Origin of the sequence: Beutenbergia cavernae DSM 12333, assembly GCF_000023105.1 — a bacterium.
In the GTDB taxonomy this organism is placed as follows: Bacteria; Actinomycetota; Actinomycetes; order Actinomycetales; family Beutenbergiaceae; genus Beutenbergia; species Beutenbergia cavernae.
The window spans coordinates 3062512-3079609 of sequence record NC_012669.1; the positions used below are offsets into that span (position 1 = coordinate 3062512).

The following is a 17098-nucleotide window of genomic DNA, read 5'->3' on the forward strand; positions in this document are numbered from 1 at the left end:
CAACCCGGCCTAGCGTGGCGTCATGAGCGCAGCGAGCGAGGCGGCCGGAGGCGAGTACCGCATCGATGCCCTCAGCCCGGACACGTGGGACGCGTTCGCCGACCTCGCCGAGCGCCACAACGGCGTGTGGGGCGGATGCTGGTGCACCTACTTCCACTGCTATCCCGACCCGCCGGAACGCCGGGAGCTCGGAAACCGCGCGTTCAAGCAGCGGCTCGTCGAGGAGGGCCGGGCGCACGCGGCGCTCGTGTTCGACGGCGACGTCGCGATCGCCTGGTGCGAGTACGGTCCGGTCGCCGAGCTGCCGAACATCCAGCACCGCAAGCAGTGGGAGGCGACCACGGTCCGCATGCCCGACTTCCGGCTCACGTGCCTCTTCGTGGACCGCCGGTACCGGCGCGCCGGCGTCGCCGCCGTCGCTGTCCAGGGCGCACTGGCGCTCATCGCGAGCGAGGGCGGCGGGCTCGTCGAGTCCTACCCGCACGACCTCCCCCCGGGGAAGAAGACCTCGGCGTCGTTCCTCTACAACGCGACCCGCACCATGTACGAGCGGCTCGGCTTCACGTACGACCGCCCCAAGGGCCAGGGCAACTGCGTGATGACGCTGTCGGTGCCGCCGGCCGGCTGACGGCGGGCCGAGGCGACGCCGCACGGCCGCGAGCGATACGATCGGGGGGCGCCCACGTCGTGCGCGCCTCGGCGATCCGGTGACGTCTTCTCGTCCCGCGCGAGGCGGACGGCGAGGGCATGCGCCGGCGAGGTCCCGCGCTGAACGCCGCTCAGCGGCGTCCGCAGGACCCGGCGACGGGTCGGGGCAGAGAGCCGCGGCCGAGCTCACACGTCGAGGAGAACACGTGGCACAAGGAGGGCGGCGCCGGACCACCGCGAGTGGTTCCGCACCGCGGCGACGGCGCGGGGCGCCGTCGTCGACCGCACGCGGGCGCGGCCATCGCGACTCCGAGGGGCTGATCCCCGTCCTCGCCAAGGCCTCGCGTGAGGTGGAGGCCGCCGTGAAGCGCGGGCCGGCGACGTCGTCGGTGCGCACCAAGTTCCACGTCGTCGCGCTCCTCACCCGGGAGGAGCGCGCCCGCCTCGCCGGCCAGGACGGCCTGTCCGAGTCCCGGCGCGCCGAGGAGCAGAAGCGGCTCGAGGGGATCGCCACGATCCTCGCGACGACCGCGGCCCGCGACCCGGCCCTGTTCGACCTGCTCGCGGACGAGACCCCGCTCGGGGAGTCGGAGCGCGAGCTGCGCCGTGAGCTCCTCGGCTCGGCCGGGATCGACGTGCCCGAGGAGGAGCCCCCGGCCGACGACGTCGTGGACGACGCCGAGCCGGCGGGTCCCGCCATCCCCGTGTCGGTGCTCTCCCGGCAGCGCTCCAACCCGTTCCTGGCCCCCGACTTCGACGCCGTGCGGGTGCGTCCGCGGACCCGGCGGCTGGACGGCTGGGAGCTGCTCGAACCGCTGCTGCGGTCCTTCGAGCTGGCGGAGGCCGGGGCGGTCTCGTGCATGGATCTGCCCGAGGTCCACGAGTCCGACCTCCCCCGGTCGCCCGGGCGCTCGCTCATGCGACACCAGGCTCAGGTCGTGGCCGCCGCGCGCGACGGGCACCGCACGTTCCTGCTCGCCGACGAGCCCGGGCTTGGGAAGACGGCGCAGGCGCTGCTCGCGGCCGAGGCGGCCGACGCGTACCCGCTGCTCGCCGTCGTGCCGAACGTGGTGAAGACCAACTGGGCACGCGAGGTCGGGATGTGGACGCCGAACCGCACCGCGAGCGTGATCCACGGCGACGGTGACGACGTCGACGGGTTCGCCGACATCATCGTCGTCAACTACGAGGTGCTCGACCGCCACGTGGGGTGGATCGCCACCCACGGCTTCCGGGGCATGGTCGTCGACGAGGCCCACTTCATCAAGAACCGGTCGTCGCGGCGCTCGCGGAACGTGCTCGAGATCTCGGACCGGATCCGCACCCGCACCCTGCGGCCCCTGCTCATGGCGCTCACGGGGACGCCGCTCATCAACGACATCGACGACTTCCTCCCGATCTGGCAGTTCCTCGGCTGGATCGACGAGAAGCGGCCGCTCGGGGACCTCATCGCGTCCCTCGAGGAGACGGGGCTCACCCCGACCGATCGCGCCTTCTACCCGGCCGCGCGCCGCGCCGTCGTCGACATGGGGATCGTGCGCCGCCGGAAGGCCGACGTGGCCGCGGACATCCCGGCTCGCCGCGTGGCGGACCTGCCCGTGGAGCTCGACGACGCCGAGGGTCGCTCGATCCGGGACGCCGAGCGCGATCTCGCCCGCCGGATGGTGGAGCGCTACGACCGGGTGCGGGCGACCCGCGACATCGCGAGCGACGCCATCGACCTGGGCCTCGTGCGGCAGGTCGCGACGTGGGAGCGCGAGGGGGCCGACGCCGCCTCGGGCGAGAACGTCTTCTCGATGATGCGCCGCATCGGCCGGGCCAAGGCCACCCTCGCGGCGGACTACGCGGCCCAGCTCGCGCACAACGTCGGCAAGGTCGTGTTCTTCGCGAAGCACATCGAGGTGATGGACGCCGCGGAGGAGCTGTTCGCGCGCCGGGGACTGCGCTACGCCTCGATCCGCGGCGAGCAGACGACCGCCGTCCGGGAGCGGAACGTGACCGCGTTCCTGGAGGACCCGGAGGTCGCCGTCGTGGTCTGCTCGCTGACCGCGGCCGGTGTCGGCATCAACCTCCAGGTGGCCTCCGACCTCGTGCTCGCCGAGCTCTCCTGGACGGACGCCGAGCAGACGCAGGCCATCGACCGCGTGCACCGCATCGGGCAGTCGCAGCCGGTGACCGCGTGGCGGATCATCGCGGCGCAGACGATCGACGCGCGGATCGCCGAGCTCATCGACGCCAAGGCCGGGCTCGCCGCGCGGGCGCTCGACGGCGCCGGCGAGGTCGAGGCGGCGTCCGTCGACGTGCAGCTCGAAGCCCTCGCGACGCTGCTCGAGAGCGCGCTCCTTGAGCGCGGGGACGGCACGATCACAACCGACGTCTAAGCACCTTTCTAGACTGGCGCGATGGACGTGACGCGAGCACCGGCCCAGGTGATCGAGCGGCTGTGGGCGCGCATGTCCGCCCGGGACTGGACCGGGCTCGGCGAACTCATCGCGGAGGACGTCGTCGTCGACTGGCCGTCGAGCGCCGAACGGATCGTCGGCCGCGCGAACTACGTGGCGGTCAACGCCGAGTACCCGGAGGGCTGGTCGATACGGGTGCTCGGGATCGTGGCCGACGGCGATCGCGTGGTCTCCGAGGTCGAGGTGCCGATGGAGGGAGCCGAGACGTTCCGGGTCGCCTCCTTCTGGACCGTGCGCGACGGCGTCGTCACTCACGCCACGGAGTACTGGACGACCGTCGACGGCGACCCCTCCCCGGAGTGGCGCCGCCGCCTCGTCGAGCCCATGCCGCTGGGCTGAGCGACGGGCACGCCGAGGGCCGGGCCCGCGCGGGTCCGCGCTCGCCGACGCGGTGTCCCGGCCCGATGGCGGCGGTCCGGGTTCCTACGGGACCGCGAGTCGCCGCACCGCCTCCGTGACGACGGCGACCACGCGCTCCTCGAGAGACGTCGCCTCGACGTCGAGCAGGAGGTCGCGCTCGAGCTCGGGCAGCCCGGCCGCGAAGCGCTCGTACATCTCCGTCAGGAAGTCCCGGTCCTTGCTCAGCCCTCGGGTCGGGTCCCCCTGCGCCCGCTCCCACGATCGTTCGACGTCGGCGACCAGCACCACCTTGAGCACCGGGGCACCCTCCGGAACCGCGCGCAGCACCTGGGCCACCTCGGCTGGGGTCTCGGTGCCCTCGTCGAGCACCACCTCGATCGGCGTCGCCGACCAGGCGCCGACGAGGCCCGCGTGGATGCTGTGCGCCCAGTCCCAGTCCGGCAGGGTGGGCAGGGCCATCTCGGCCACGGTGTCCAGCTCGACGAGCGCCACGGTCCGCCCGAGCTCGCGCAGCTGCCGCGCCACCTCCCGGGCGAGCGTGGACTTCCCGGCCGCGATGGGGCCGCTGATGAGCACGAGCAGATTCACGAGGACCATCCTGCCGCGACGGCCGGCCACCGGACCGGGCGGCGGGCTGACGACCGCTCCCCCGGATCGGCCCGGAGCCCGAATCCGAGAGGCTGCCATACTCGATCCGGCCCCGACGCGCGCGCAAAGACGAACGAGCAGCCCCCAGGGAGGGGACGCGGCGGGAGAAGGGGAGACAGATGCAGTCCGACGCCATCGCGCCCACCAGCGATCCCGCACGGTTGACACCCGCCATCGAGGCCAACCTGGCCGAGCTCCTCCTCGCTCTCGGCCGCGCGGGCGGCGCCGAGGAACGAGACGAGCCGTCGATCCAGTGGGTCATCGGCGGGTCGCCGATCGACTATCACAACTGCGTCGTCCGGGCCGACCTGGCCGACGGTGAGGTCGACACGCTGATCCAGGAGATGATCGCCGCCTGCGATCGCCTCGGTGTGCCGGGCACGTGGCACGTGGGCCCGTCCATGCGGCCTGCCGATCTCGGCCGGCGCCTGGAGCAGGCTGGGCTGCGGGACGACGGCGTCGAGCCGGGGATGGCGCTCGACCTGCGCCGCCTCGCCGACGCCCCGATGCCGCCCGGCACGACAGTCGAGCGCGTCACCGACGAGGCCGGTCTGGCCGCCTGGGTCGCCACCCTCGGCGCCGGCTTCGGGGAGGGACCGCGCGAGGCCGAGTGGGTCGGGGCGATGTACGCACGGATCGGCCTCGACGCCGACACGACGTGGCGGCACTACCTGGCTCGGCTCGACGGCGAGCCTGTCGCCACCACGTCACTGTTCTGCGGCGCGGGAGTGGCCGGCATCTACTTCGTCTCGACGCACCCGGATGCCCGGCAGCGCGGAATCGGGTCCGCGATCACGCGGGCGGCCCTCCAGGACGCGATCGAGCTCGGCTACCACGTCGCGGTGCTGAACTCCTCGACCCAGGGATACCGCGCCTATCAGCGGCTCGGCTTCGAGGAGATCTGCCCCATCGGCATCTACACCTGGCCCGCCGCGACGGGATGATCGCTCTCGGGAACGCGGCGAAGGCCTGAGCACGACGGCGCCGGGACGACGAAGGCCGGACCCCTCGTGGGGTCCGGCCTTCGCGACATGGTGGAGGTGGCGGGAATCGAACCCGCGTCCGACGGTATTGAGCCAGGGCTTCTCCGGGTGCAGTCTGCTGCTGTTCTGCTCGGCCCCAGCGATGGCGCAGACACCTCGCTGACGGGCCCAGTCACCTAGTTGTTCCGGCAGCCCCGATGACGAGGACTACAGGCAGTGGCTTCCTTGATGACGCCAGGACCCCGGTCGGAAGCACTCCGGGACTGACGGACTTCTACTCTTGCTCAGGCGGCGAGAGCGAAGTCGGTGCGCTTGGAATCGGCACCTATGGGTTTGCATGGAGCGTTAACGAGATAACCATGCATCCTCGACCCGCTTCCCCTGGAACGACGACCGTCGTCGAAACCGATCACCCCCATGTTGAGTTGTCAAGCACGACCGGCGAACCGGCCGATGACCAGTCTACGTCCTCAGCACCCCGGCACGCCTCGTTATTCCGCCTCGGCCGTCGCCCGCGGCAGCTCGGCGTCCACGAGCGGCTTGACCGCCGTGCCGAGCAGCTCGATCGCCCGGAGGGACTCGCGCTGCGGCACGCCCGACAGGTCCATCTGCAGGATCTGGCGGTCGTGTCCGAGGACGGCGGCGAGGCGCACGATCTTCTCGGCCACCTCCTCAGGGCTCCCGACGGCGTACGCGCCGTCCGGCGTCGTCGTCGCGTCGTACGTGATCCGGTTGGGCAACGGGAACCCGCGCTCCCGCGCGATGCGGTCCATCGAGGCGTGCCAGTACGGGTAGAAGTAGTCGCGGGCCGCCTTCGGATCGTCGGCGACGAAGCCCATCCCGGACACCGCGACCGACGGCCCGGTGTCGACACCCTCGCCGAGCCCGCGTGGGCGGAACTCCGAGCGGTACAGCTCCGCCAGCGGCGCGAACTGCGCCGGACGCCCGCCGATGATCGCGTAGTTCACGCCGAGCCCGAGCACGCCTGCGCGGACCGAGGACTCCGGGGTCCCGCCCGTGGCCACGGCCAGGTTGAGCCGGCGGCCGCGCCCCGGCAGGTCGGCCGGTCGAGGTAGCACCAGCGCGTCGTCGAGCGTCGGCCGGAACCGCCCCGACCAGCTCACCGTGCCGTCCCGCGCCCCGGCGTCGTCGAGTGCCAGGAGCAGCTGGATCTTCTCGTCGTACAGCGCGTCGTAGTCGTCGAGCCGCGCTCCGAACAGCGGGTACGACTCGATGAACGAGCCCCTGCCCGCGAGTAGCTCGACGCGCCCGCCGGAGAACGCGTCCATCGTCGCGAACTGCTGGTAGACCCGCACCGGGTCCTCGGTCGAGAGCACCGTCACGGCGCTGCCGACGTGGATCCGCTCGGTGCGGGCGAGCGCAGCGGCGATGACCGTCGACGGCGAGCTGATCGCGTAGTCCGGGCGGTGATGCTCCCCGACGCCCACGTAGTCGAGCCCGACCTGCTCCGCGAGCTCGACCCGTTCGAGGATGTCGCGGATCCGCTGGCCGGGGTCGGTCTGCTCCCCGGTCACCGGGTCCGGATGGACGTCCCCGAACGTGTACACACCGAGCTCCATGTGCATGCGAACGCATCGACCGGGCCGCCCATTCCGGGCGGTAGCGTCGACTCCATGGCGCGCCGCCCGAACATCTGCCTCATCCTCACCGACGACCACGCCGCCCACGCCGTCGGGACGTACGGATCGGTCGTGAACTCGACGCCGCGCATCGACGAGATCGCGCAGCGGGGCTGGCGCCTCGACAACCTTTTCTGCACGAACTCGATCTGCACGCCGAGCCGGGCCTCGATCCTCACCGGCCAGCACAGTCACACCAACGGCGTGCGCACGCTCTCGACGCCGATGGACCGCGAGCTGCCGACGTTCGTCTCACAGCTCAAGGACGCCGGCTACCGCACGGCGATCGTCGGCAAGTGGCACCTCGGCGAGGGCGAGGAGCATCGGCCGCGCGCGTTCGACCACTGGATGATCCTGCGGGACCAGGGCGAGTACCACGACCCGACGTTCCGCACGCCGGACGGGCTGCGCACGGTGACCGGCTACGCCACCGACGTCATCACCGACCTGGCGCTGCAGTGGCTCGACGATCTCGACTACGGGCCCGACGGGACCGACTCACCCTGGTGCCTGCTCATCCATCACAAGGCACCGCACCGCTCGTGGGAGCCGGACGAGGCCCACCGGGCGCAGTTCGCTGGCCGGCCGATCCCGGTGCCGGCCACCTTCACCGACGACTACGCCACCCGCTCCGGAGCCGCGCACCGCGCCGCGATGCGCGTGGCCGACCAGCTCACGCGCCGCGACCTCAAGGCCGATCCGCCCGCCGGCCTGTCGTACGAGGACGAGGCGCTGTGGAAGTACCAGCGCTACATGGAGGACTATCTCGCGTGCGTCGCCAGCGTCGACGACAACGTGGGCCGCGTGATCGACCGGCTCGCCGAGCGCGGTGAGCTCGACGACACCCTGCTCATGTACACGTCCGACCAGGGCTTCTTCCTCGGCGACCACGGCTGGTTCGACAAGCGCTTCATGTATGACGAGTCGATCCGGATGCCGTTCGTGGTGAGCTGTCCGACGGCGCTCGACGGCGGCCGCAGCACCGACCAGATCGTCACGAACGTCGACCTCGCGCGCACGATCCTCGAGGCGGCCGACGTCGAGCCGCACCCGGGCATGCAGGGTGAGAGCTTCTGGGGAACGCTCGCCCGCGGAGAGACGCCTCCCGCGGACCAGTCGTTCTACTACCGCTACTGGGAGCACGACGACGGCGCCCACCACGCCGCGGGCCACTACGGGATCCGCACGGAGCGCTACAAGCTCATCTACTTCTACAACGACGGGCTCGGGCTGCCCGGCACCGGCTGGGCGACGTACGCGCCCGAGTGGGAGCTGTACGACCTCGAGGCCGACCCCGACGAGCTCGTCAACGTCGCCGACGACCCCACGTACGCCGTCGTGCGCCGCGACCTCACCGAGCGGCTGGCCCGCGAGCAGGCAGCCGCCGGTGATGTGCCGTACGCGGACCCCGGTCCGGTGCCCGCCCGCTGAGACCCCGGTCCGGCGTCAGCGGCGCTTGCGCGTGGTCGCGACGTCGACCAGGAGCCCGAGCCCGATCCCGAGCATGAACACGTCCTTCGCCAGCCCGATCCCCGACGGCGTCGGCCGGACGCCGTCGACCGTCGCGCCGGGCGTCTTGTGGTACATCCAGAGCAGCGCCCCGGAGAACCCGGCGAGCCCGAGCCCGGCCAGCCCGGACGGCACGAACGGCAGGAGCAGCGCGCCGCCGAGGCCGATCTCGGCCGCGGACAGCAGCTTGCCGAACTCCTTCGGGTCGATGTCCTTCAGCTGCGGGAACGCGCGTACGGCCTGGGCGTGCAGGTGCGCGGCGGTCTCCGCGTCGAGCGAGCTCTTGCCGAGCCCCGAGTTGAGGATGAACGCACCCGCGGCCACGCGGGGCGGGATGCGACGCAGAGCGAACGCCATGAAGTCTCCTTGACGTCGACGACGGATGGGTCACCAGCGAATCTACGGCGCCTGCCCGTCAGTCACCAGCCGCCGCCGCCTCCGCCGCTGGCCCCGCCACCGGAGAACCCGCCTCCGGTCCCGGACGACCCGCCTGAACCCGGCGTTGGGGCCGTGATGGCCGACGTCGTGGTGGTGGAGAAGGCCTTGAGCGAGTCCGTGAAGCCCCCGCTCGCCCACGCTCCCGCGTACGCCGCGCCGTAGGGATGGGCACCGACGTACCAGGTCGGGTCCGGAACGGCCCGTCCGGCAGCAGCGAGGTCCGCGAACACCTTCGCCCAGCGCTCGGCCACCCCGAACGCGATGGCGTACGGCAGGTAGCGCGAGAACAGGTCCTCGCCCTCGGAGAACCGGATCTGGTTCGCCTCCGCCGTCCGCAGGTACAGCTCGAATCCGCGGGTCTGGGCGAGGACGGCGCTGCCCGACGCCGTCCTGGCCGGCATCGCGTGCGCGCACGCGAGCGTGACGATCCCGACGACGAGGATGCCGAGCCCGACCAGCCCCCAGCCCACCGACGCCGCCAGGACGGCGGTACCGACCAGGCCGAGGACCGTGAGCACCCCGCCGAGGACGTACCAGGCCACACGCTCGGCCTGCGGGCTGCGGCGGAACCAGCCGCGCTCGACGACCTCGGCGTAGAGCCCGCTCTGCGCCGCCGCCATCGACGAGGCGAACGTCGTACGCAGCTCGGCGAGCGACACCTCGGCCCGACCCGAGAAGATCGCGGCGTCCAGGTCCCGCTCGTACCCCACCAGGTCGTCCCGGGAGCGGTCGAGGCGCTCGAGGCGCCAGTCGGTCGGCTTCCCGCCCTCGTCACGGTCGGCCTCGGAGATCCGGAGGTAGCCGTGCACGGCGAGGTCGACGATCGTCGCCGTGACGTCTCGCGGGTTCGCCACCTCGTCGGCGAGCGTTCCCATCTCACCGGGCCGGACGCCGTCGGGCGGGCTGAACTGCACCGCCACCGGAGCCGTGCCCCGGCGCTTCGCGACGCCGTCGTCGACCCCCGGTACCGGCTCGAGCCCGGGAGTGAGGCCGCTGTACACCTCGTCGCGGCCCTTCCGCCGCGCCGCCGTCCCGACGAGCACGGACCCGACGGCGGCGATCCCGACGGCGAGTCCGCCGGTCGCCGGGGTCACGCCGAACGCGTTGCTCCACGTGCGGCGGGGCACGAGGTCCGGGTCCGGCGCGTCGAACGTCCCGGCGGGCCAGTCCAGGGCGATGGTCATGCCCGCGCCCGGGGCGAGGCTGTCCTCCGAGAACACCGTGGTGGCGCCCTGGGCCTCCACGCCCGCGCACGGCGTCGTCGACCCGACCCCGCCGCGGTAGCACGCGACGTCGTCGGGCTCACCCGGACCGGTGAACGTGACGCTGACGTCCGACAGCGGGATCTCCCACTGCTGCCCGACGACGTTCCAGTAGACGGCGTCCGGTCCGCCGGTGACGGAGGCCGGGTTCACGATGCCGTGGATCGTGTAGGAGATGACGTACGACTGGACGCCCTCGACCGTCTCGTTCTCGTCGCCGACGAAGATGCCGAGCACGCCGTCGTCCGTCTCGGTCCGGACGTCGGCCGGCGCTCCGGACGGGCTCGACGCCGTCAGGTCCGTGACCTCGAACCTGCGGTAGTGGTCGGGGTCGTCCGGGATCTCCTGGAGCACGCCGATCGTGACGTACGGCCCGTGGCCCGCCTCGTCGCCGAAGTCGAAGTCCAGGTCCAGCGTGACGTCGATGGCGCCGTCGGCGGCCGCGTCCGCGGTGACGTCGTACCGCGTGATCTCCCAGTCCTCGCCGTTCTCCTCCGCCTGGGCACCGGGTGCGAGCAGGGCGATGCCGCCGACGACGAGAGCCGCGGTCGCCGCCAGCCGTCCGATCCCGCGCCGCCCGGGAGCGCGCCGGCCAGAAGCGAGGCCCGCGGAGGACCCCGTCACCGGTTCTGCCGCAGGCTCATCGCGCGCTGGGCCTCACGAAGGTCCTGCTTCGCGCGGAGCGTCTGCCGCTTGTCCCACTCCTGCTTGCCGCGGGCCAGACCGATCTCGACCTTCGCGCGGCCGCCGAGGAAGTACAGCTCGAGGGGGATGACCGTGTACCCCTTCTCCCGCGCCTTGCCGGCCAGCTTGTCGATCTCCTCGCGGTGCAGCAGCAGCTTCCGCTTGCGCCGCGGCGCGTGGTTCGTCCACGTGCCCTGGGTGTACTCCGGGATGTGCACGCTCTCGAGCCACGCCTCGCCGCCGTCGATGCTCACCCACCCGTCCGCGAGCGAGGCCCGCCCGGCGCGCAGCGCCTTGACCTCCGTGCCCGTCAGGGACAGGCCCGCCTCGTAGGTGTCGTCCACGTGGTAGTCGTGGCGGGCGCGCTTGTTGCGCGCGACGACGACCTTCTCGGTCTTTTTGTCCCTCTTCGCCTCGGCCGCCCTCGCGGCCCGGGCATTCTCCCGTTCGACGTTCCGCATGCGCGACATGCCACGTTCACCCCATACTCGTCCGATTCCGCGTCCAGACTACGGCGCGCGACGGCGTCGTCCGAAGCGGAAATCGTCCACGCGGCCTGCAGGGGCTAGTTGCTGCGCGACCAGCCCGGCAGCGACTCCGGGTTGATCGTGGCGCCGTTGATCCAGACCTCGATGTGGACGTGACAGCCGGTCGTCCCGCCCGTCTGCCCCGTGTAGCCGATCGCCTGCCCCTGGCCGATCCCCTGGCCGACGCCGACGGCGAAGCCCGACAGATGGTTGTAGACGGTCAGGACGGACTGCCCCCCGATGACGCCGTGGTCGACCATCACCTGGTTGCCGTGCGTGCCGTTCCCCCAGGCACCGCGCACCGCGACGACCGTGCCGGCCGCGGCCGAGACCTGCGTGGCACCGCAGCCGGACCGGATGTCGGTGCCTGGGTGGAAGAACCAGCCGCCGGTGATCGGGTACTCCCGGTACCCGTACGGCGAGGTGACGTGGAACGGCGCGGCCACGGGCGGGACGAGCGACAGCCCGCCTCCGCCACCGCCGCCTCCCCCTCCGCCGCCACCGCCGCCGGGGTTCTGCGCGGCCTGGCGGCGGCGCTCCTCCTCCTGCTGACGCTGGATCTCCCGGATCTGCGCGGCGAGGTCGTCGTTGTCGGCCTGCAGCCTGGCCTGCTGCGCCTCGTAGTCGTCCTTGCGGTCCTCGAGCTCGGCGGCCTTGGCCTCGCGCTGCCGCTGGAGGCGCTCGATCTCCGCCTTCCGGTCGGCGGCCCGCTGTCGGGCGTCGGCAGCGGCGGCGACGGCCTCGTCGGCCTCGACCTTCAGCTCACCGATGCGTTCGCGCACGGCCTCCAGCCGCACCTCGTTGTTGCGCTGGACGGCGGCGAGGGTCTCGAGGTCGTCGAGCACCTGGGTCTGGGACCGCATCGCCGACCCGACGGCGCTGTACCGGCTCGCGAAGTCCTCCGGGCTGGCGGCGTCCAGCACCACGGACAGCGCGGACAGGTCGTCCCCGCCGCGGTAGCTGGACCGCGCGAGCTCCCCGATCGCAGCCTCCGTGTCCTCGATGTCGGTCTCGCTCTGCGCGATCTCGCCCTCGAGCTGCGTCTGCTGGGCCTCGGCGACGGCGAGCCGGTCGGCGACGGAGCGCTGGTGCCGTTCCGCGGCGGCGAGGTCCTCCTCGGCCTGGCGGAGCTCCGCCTGGGCGATCGGCAGGTCGATCTCGATCTGCTGGAGCTCGAGGTAGACGCCGGTCAGCTCGGCGTTCGTGCCCTCGAGCGCCGACTCGACCTCCTCCTGCTGCGCCTCGTTCTCCTCCTGCTGCTGCTGGAGGTCGTCGAGGTCGTCGGCGAGGGCGGCGGGCGCGGCGAGGCACAGGACGGCGGTGAGCGCAGCACAGGCCCCCGCTCGCCAGCGGCGAGAGGCGGGCCGGGACCAGGCACGTCGTCGGTCGGTCATCCCTCACACCCTCGTGTAGCGGCTCAGGCTCACCAGCGACGACACACCGGCGATAGCGATCCCGATGACCGCCAGGAACGGGGCGAGACGCCAGACGTCGTCCGTCCCCACGAAGTTGACGAACTCGAGGGAGGACGCCAGCCAGTCCTCGACCCCGTACCGCACGCCGGCCCACAGCGCCCCGACCGCGAGAGCAGCACCGATGAGCGCGGCGAGGGCGCCCTCGAGCATGAAGGGCAGCTGGATGAACAGGTTCGAGGCGCCGACCAGGCGCATGATCTCCGTCTCCCGCCGCCTGCTCATCGCGGACAGGCGGATCGTGGTCGTGATGAGGAGCACGGCCGTGACGGTCATGACGACGGCGAGCCCCACCGAGAGCAGCGTCGCGCGGTTGAGGACGAGGAACAGCGGCTCGAGGATCTCGCGCTGGTCCTGCACGACCTCGACGCCGGCCCGCCCCGTGACCTCGTCCCGCACGATCTCGAACTGGGTCGGGTCGGTGAGCTTGACCCGGAAGGAGGCCTGCATGAGCTCGGGCGTGAGCCGCTGCACCCACTCCTCCTCGCCGGACTGCTCGACGAGGGCGGAGTAGGCCTCCTCCTTGGTCTCGAAGAAGATCTCCTGGACGTACGGCGCCAGGCCGTCGGAGGCGAGGACGCCGCGGATCTCCTCGATCTGCTCCTCGGTCGCCTCGCCCGTCGCGCACGTCGCCGCGCTCGAGTTCTGCGGGCACAGGAAGATCGAGACCTCGACGCGGTCGTACCAGTCGTCCTTCATGTTCGAGATCTGCGTCTGGAGCAGGGCCGCCGCTCCGACGAACGTCAACGACACGAACGTGACGAGCACGACGGCGATCGCCATGGACATGTTGCGGCGCAGCCCCTGGCCGATCTCGCCGAGGACGAACCGGGCCCTCATCGCAGCGCCCCGTACACGCCACGCGCCTGGTCGCGCACCATCTCGCCGTCGACGAGCTCGACCACGCGCTTGCGCATCTGGTCGACGATCTCGTCGTCGTGCGTCGCCATGACGATCGTGGTCCCGGTCCGGTTGATCCGGTCGAGCAGCCGCATGATCCCGACGCTCGTGCCCGGGTCGAGGTTGCCGGTCGGCTCGTCGGCGAGCAGGATCGACGGCCGGTTGACGAACGCGCGCGCGATCGCCACGCGCTGCTGCTCGCCACCGGACAGCTCGTGCGGGTAGCGCTTCTCCTTGCCGTCGAGCTTGACGAGCTCGAGGGTCTCCGGCACCGCGCGCAGGATCGTGTGCCGAGGCTTCCCGATCACCTGCAGCGCGAACGCGACGTTCTCGAAGACCGTCTTGTTCGGCAGCAGGCGGAAGTCCTGGAACACCATGCCGATCTGGCGGCGCAGGTGCGGAACCTTCCACTGGGAGAGCGTGGAGATCTCCCGGCCGGCCACGAACACCTTGCCCGACGTCGCGCGTTCCTCGCGCAGGACGAGGCGGAGGAACGTCGACTTCCCCGACCCGGAGGCGCCCACGAGGAAGACGAACTCCCCGCGTTCGGCCTCCAGCGAGACGCGGTCCAACGCCGGCCGGGCACCCCGGGCGTAGACCTTGGAGACGTTGTCGAATCGGATCACGGCACTCTTCGTCGGCCAGGTGTGGGGAAGCTCGGACGCGTGCTGGCCTCTTGCACCATAGGGACGCATCCCGCGGCGCGGGTGCTGACACGCCGGGCGCCGGCGGCCCGGAGAGCCGGCCAGGACCGCGCAGCCCGCGGTCAGGCAGTCATCGATCCTCCCGGCGGTCAGCCGTCAGGACGGCGGCACGTCCGGCCTCGAGCCGGGCGACGGGCACCCGCAGCGGCGAGCAGGAGACGTAGTCCAGGCCGGCGTCGTGGAAGAACCGGATCGACTCCGGGTCTCCCCCGTGCTCACCGCAGACACCGATCACGAGGTCGGGCCGCCGCTCGCGCCCCTCGCGGGTCGCGAGCGTGACGAGACGGCCGACGCCGACCGCGTCGAGGGTCTCGAACGGGGAGACGACGAGCACCCCGTTGTCCAGGTAGGCCGGGAAGAAGGCGCCCTCGACGTCGTCACGCGAGAACCCCCACACCGTCTGGGTGAGGTCGTTGGTTCCGAAGGAGAAGAAGTCGGCGACCTCGGCGATCCGGGCCGCCGTGAGCGCGGCGCGGGGCAGCTCGATCATCGTGCCCACGCGCAGACCACGAACCCCGACCTCGGCCGAGATCTCCTCGACCTGCGCGCGGACGAGCCGCATCTCCTGGGCCGACCCGACGAGCGGGACCATGATCTCCGCGTGCGGGTCGCGCCCCTGAGCCCGCAGGTCCGCCACGGCGTCGCAGATCGCGCGGATCTGCAGCGCGAACAGGCCGGGCAGCACCAGGCCGAGGCGCACGCCGCGCAGGCCGAGCATCGGGTTCGCCTCGTGCATCCGCCGCACGGCACCGAGGAGGGCGACGTCGTCCGGGTCGCTCTCGCCGCGCTCGTCCGCGACGGCGACGCGCACCGCGAGATCGGTGAGATCCGGCAGGAACTCGTGCAGCGGCGGGTCGAGGAGCCGGATCGTCGTCGGGAGCCCGTCCATCGCCTCGAGCACGCCGCGCACGTCGGCGCGCTGGAGCGGGAGGAGCGCGTCGAACGCGGACTGCCGGGCGGCGTCGTCGTCAGCGACGATCGCGCGCTCGATCAGCACGCGCCGCTCGCCGAGGAACATGTGCTCCGTGCGGGCGAGGCCGATGCCCTCGGCGCCGAGCTCGCGGGCCCGAACCGCGTCGTCGGCGGTGTCCGCGTTCGCCCGGACGCCGAGCCGGCGGGCGGCGTCGGCGTGCCGGAGCAGCCGGTCGACGGCGCCGACGAGGGCGCGTGCGTCGTCCTCGCCGGCCTGCGCGAGCGCGGCGTCGACGCCGTCGGTCAGGTACAGCGTCACCGGGGAATCGATCACCGGGACGTCGCCGAGGAACACCTCCCCGGTTCCGCCGTCGAGAGCGATGACGTCCCCCTCCGCGATCACCCGGCCGTCCGTGCGGAAGGCCCGGGCGGACGGGTCCACGTCGACGGCGTCCGCGCCCACCACGCACGTGCGCCCGATCCCGCGTGCGACGACGGCCGCGTGGGACGTCTTCCCGCCGCGCGCCGTGAGGATGCCGACGGCGGCGAGCATCCCGCCGAGGTCGTCGGGGTTGGTCTCGCGGCGCACGAGCACGACCGCCTCGCCCCGGCCCGCCCACTCCTGGGCCGTCGCCGGGTCGAACACGGCGCGCCCGACGGCGGCGCCGGGCGAGGCGCCCAGCCCACGGGCGAGGACGGTGCGCTCCGCGGCGGCGTCGAACCTGGGGAACAGCAGCTGGGTGAGCTGCTCGCCCGTGACCCGCGTCAGCGCCTCGTCGAGCGTGATGATGCCCTCGTCGACGAGCTGCGTGGCGATGCGGAACGCGGCCGCCGCCGTGCGCTTGCCGACGCGCGTCTGCAGCATCCACAGGTGCCCGCGCTCGATGGTGAACTCGACGTCGCACAGGTCGCGGTAGTGCGTCTCGAGGCGCCGCATCGCCCGGCGCAGGTCGGCGTACGAGGCCGGGTCCAGGCGGGCGAGGTCGGCGAGCGTCGAGGTGTTCCGGATCCCGGCGACGACGTCCTCCCCCTGCGCGTTCGGCAGGTAGTCGCCGTAGTCGCCCGCCCGGCCGGTCGCGGGGTCGCGGGTGAACGCGACGCCCGTGCCGGAGTCCGGTCCGAGGTTCCCGAAGACCATCGCGCACACGTTCACCGCCGTGCCGAGGTCGTCGGGGATGCGCTCCTTGCGGCGGTACAGGCGGGCGCGGTCCGTGTTCCAGGAGTCGAGGACGGCGACGATCGCGGCGTCGAGCTGGTCGCGCGGGTCCTGCGGGAAGTCGCGGCCGGAGCGCGCCCGCACGATCTCGAGGTACGTCGCCGTCAAGGTGCGCAGCTCGTCGGCGCCGAGCTCGACGTCGGACGCTACCCCGGTGCGTTCCTTCGCCGCGTCCAGCGGGTCGGCGAAGGCCGCGCCGTCGATGCCGAGCACCGTCCGCCCGAACATCTGGACGAGCCGGCGGTAGGAGTCCCAGGCGAAGCGCTCGTCCCCGCTCTGGGCCGCGAGCCCGTGCACCGACGCGTCGTTGAGGCCGACGTCGAGGATCGTCTCCATCATCCCCGGCATGGAGAACCTCGCCCCGGAGCGCACGGACACGAGCAGGGGGTCGTCCGGGTCGCCGAGGCGCCGGCCGCCGGCGTCCTCCAGGCGGCGCAGCGCCGTGGTCACCTCCACGCGCAGGCCGGGCGGGACGACGCCGGTGCGCATGTACTCGACGCATGCCGCCGTGGTGATGGTGAAGCCGGGCGGCACCGGGAGACCGAGCCGCGTCATCTCCGCGAGGTTCGCACCCTTGCCGCCGAGCAGGTCCGCGGCGTCCATGCCGCCGTCGGCGAAGTCCTGGACGTACACCCCCGACACCTCCCGCAGGCGCGACACAGCGCGCCGCCACGACCAGTGTGCGCCTCGCCGGGCGGGTCGGCACCGGGTCGCGGGGCCGGGTCGGGCCGGG

At 72.4% G+C, this 17098-nt stretch carries 14 protein-coding genes and 1 other RNA gene; 5 read left to right on the plus strand and 10 right to left on the minus strand.

The features are described from left to right. The first annotated feature begins 22 nt into the window (after positions 1-22). From BCAV_RS13900 to BCAV_RS13910, 3 genes are all read left to right on the plus strand, one after another. Entirely contained in the window at positions 23-628 is a 606-nt protein-coding gene (locus BCAV_RS13900; RefSeq protein WP_015883242.1) for a hypothetical protein, read from the plus strand. A gap of 382 nt (positions 629-1010) precedes the next feature. Continuing rightward, entirely contained in the window at positions 1011-3029 is a 2019-nt protein-coding gene (locus tag BCAV_RS13905; protein WP_015883243.1) for a DEAD/DEAH box helicase, read from the plus strand. A 21-nt stretch (positions 3030-3050) separates the two neighbouring features. Continuing rightward, positions 3051-3449, plus strand: coding sequence for a nuclear transport factor 2 family protein (locus tag BCAV_RS13910; RefSeq protein WP_015883244.1), 399 nt, complete (start codon positions 3051-3053; stop codon positions 3447-3449). Between the two features lie 84 nt (positions 3450-3533). Here the strand turns inward: BCAV_RS13910 and BCAV_RS13915 are convergent, their stop codons facing one another. Further along, positions 3534-4067 carry an AAA family ATPase gene (locus BCAV_RS13915; RefSeq protein ID WP_043347260.1) on the minus strand — a complete coding sequence of 178 codons (534 nt, stop codon included), beginning with the start codon at positions 4065-4067 and terminating at the stop codon, positions 3534-3536. Between the two features lie 170 nt (positions 4068-4237). Between BCAV_RS13915 and BCAV_RS13920 the strand changes: the two genes are divergently transcribed. Beyond that, positions 4238-5062 carry a GNAT family N-acetyltransferase gene (locus BCAV_RS13920; RefSeq protein ID WP_015883246.1) on the plus strand — a complete coding sequence of 275 codons (825 nt, stop codon included), beginning with the start codon at positions 4238-4240 and terminating at the stop codon, positions 5060-5062. Between the two features lie 88 nt (positions 5063-5150). Here BCAV_RS13920 and ssrA read toward each other — a convergent pair. After that, positions 5151-5518, minus strand: a transfer-messenger RNA (tmRNA) gene (ssrA, locus tag BCAV_RS22190). 74 nt (positions 5519-5592) lie between these two features. Continuing rightward, a complete protein-coding gene (locus BCAV_RS13925) occupies positions 5593-6687 on the minus strand; it encodes an LLM class flavin-dependent oxidoreductase (protein WP_015883247.1) in 1095 nt (364 codons plus the stop codon). A gap of 48 nt (positions 6688-6735) precedes the next feature. On the opposite strand from BCAV_RS13925, the gene BCAV_RS13930 reads away from it, so the two are divergent. Then, the gene (locus BCAV_RS13930) at positions 6736-8172 is read left to right on the plus strand and encodes a sulfatase family protein (RefSeq protein ID WP_015883248.1); all 1437 of its coding nucleotides are present in this window, start codon (positions 6736-6738) and stop codon (positions 8170-8172) included. Positions 8173-8187: 15 nt separating this feature from the next. Here BCAV_RS13930 and BCAV_RS13935 read toward each other — a convergent pair whose 3' ends face one another. The 7 genes from BCAV_RS13935 to ppdK all read right to left on the minus strand — a co-directional run bounded on the left by BCAV_RS13935 (position 8188) and on the right by ppdK (position 16998). Then, positions 8188-8607 carry a hypothetical protein gene (locus BCAV_RS13935; protein ID WP_015883249.1) on the minus strand — a complete coding sequence of 140 codons (420 nt, stop codon included), beginning with the start codon at positions 8605-8607 and terminating at the stop codon, positions 8188-8190. Between the two features lie 62 nt (positions 8608-8669). Beyond that, complete coding sequence (locus BCAV_RS13940; protein WP_015883250.1) at positions 8670-10574, minus strand: DUF2207 domain-containing protein; 1905 nt, start codon at positions 10572-10574, stop codon at positions 8670-8672. Then, on the minus strand, positions 10571-11104 hold the full coding sequence (smpB, locus tag BCAV_RS13945) for an SsrA-binding protein SmpB (RefSeq protein ID WP_015883251.1): 534 nt from the start codon (positions 11102-11104) through the stop codon (positions 10571-10573). Before smpB ends, BCAV_RS13940 begins: the two co-directional genes overlap by 4 nt. Positions 11105-11199: 95 nt before the next feature. Continuing rightward, positions 11200-12555: a murein hydrolase activator EnvC family protein gene (locus BCAV_RS13950; protein WP_015883252.1), complete on the minus strand. Its 1356-nt coding sequence runs from the start codon at positions 12553-12555 to the stop codon at positions 11200-11202. A gap of 3 nt (positions 12556-12558) precedes the next feature. After that, a complete protein-coding gene (ftsX, locus tag BCAV_RS13955; RefSeq protein ID WP_015883253.1) occupies positions 12559-13473 on the minus strand; it encodes a permease-like cell division protein FtsX in 915 nt (304 codons plus the stop codon). Continuing rightward, a complete protein-coding gene (gene ftsE / locus BCAV_RS13960) occupies positions 13470-14159 on the minus strand; it encodes a cell division ATP-binding protein FtsE (RefSeq protein WP_015883254.1) in 690 nt (229 codons plus the stop codon). The genes ftsX and ftsE overlap by 4 nt, the downstream gene beginning before the upstream one ends. A gap of 148 nt (positions 14160-14307) precedes the next feature. Further along, positions 14308-16998: a pyruvate, phosphate dikinase gene (gene ppdK / locus BCAV_RS13965; RefSeq protein ID WP_015883255.1), complete on the minus strand. Its 2691-nt coding sequence runs from the start codon at positions 16996-16998 to the stop codon at positions 14308-14310. Positions 16999-17098: the final 100 nt, after the last annotated feature.

Excerpts from the sequence above, each read along its gene's own strand:
- BCAV_RS13935 (WP_015883249.1), bottom strand. The coding sequence starts at position 8,607 with ATGGCGTTCGCTCTGCGTCGCATCCCGCCCCGCGTGGCCGCGGGTGCG.
- smpB (WP_015883251.1), bottom strand. The coding sequence starts at position 11,104 with ATGTCGCGCATGCGGAACGTCGAACGGGAGAATGCCCGGGCCGCGAGG.
- BCAV_RS13910 (WP_015883244.1), top strand. The coding sequence starts at position 3,051 with ATGGACGTGACGCGAGCACCGGCCCAGGTGATCGAGCGGCTGTGGGCG.
- BCAV_RS13920 (WP_015883246.1), top strand. The coding sequence starts at position 4,238 with ATGCAGTCCGACGCCATCGCGCCCACCAGCGATCCCGCACGGTTGACA.
- BCAV_RS13915 (WP_043347260.1), bottom strand. The coding sequence starts at position 4,067 with ATGGTCCTCGTGAATCTGCTCGTGCTCATCAGCGGCCCCATCGCGGCC.
- ftsX (WP_015883253.1), bottom strand. The coding sequence starts at position 13,473 with ATGAGGGCCCGGTTCGTCCTCGGCGAGATCGGCCAGGGGCTGCGCCGC.
- BCAV_RS13900 (WP_015883242.1), top strand. The coding sequence starts at position 23 with ATGAGCGCAGCGAGCGAGGCGGCCGGAGGCGAGTACCGCATCGATGCC.
- BCAV_RS13925 (WP_015883247.1), bottom strand. The coding sequence starts at position 6,687 with ATGCACATGGAGCTCGGTGTGTACACGTTCGGGGACGTCCATCCGGAC.
- BCAV_RS13950 (WP_015883252.1), bottom strand. The coding sequence starts at position 12,555 with ATGACCGACCGACGACGTGCCTGGTCCCGGCCCGCCTCTCGCCGCTGG.
- BCAV_RS13930 (WP_015883248.1), top strand. The coding sequence starts at position 6,736 with ATGGCGCGCCGCCCGAACATCTGCCTCATCCTCACCGACGACCACGCC.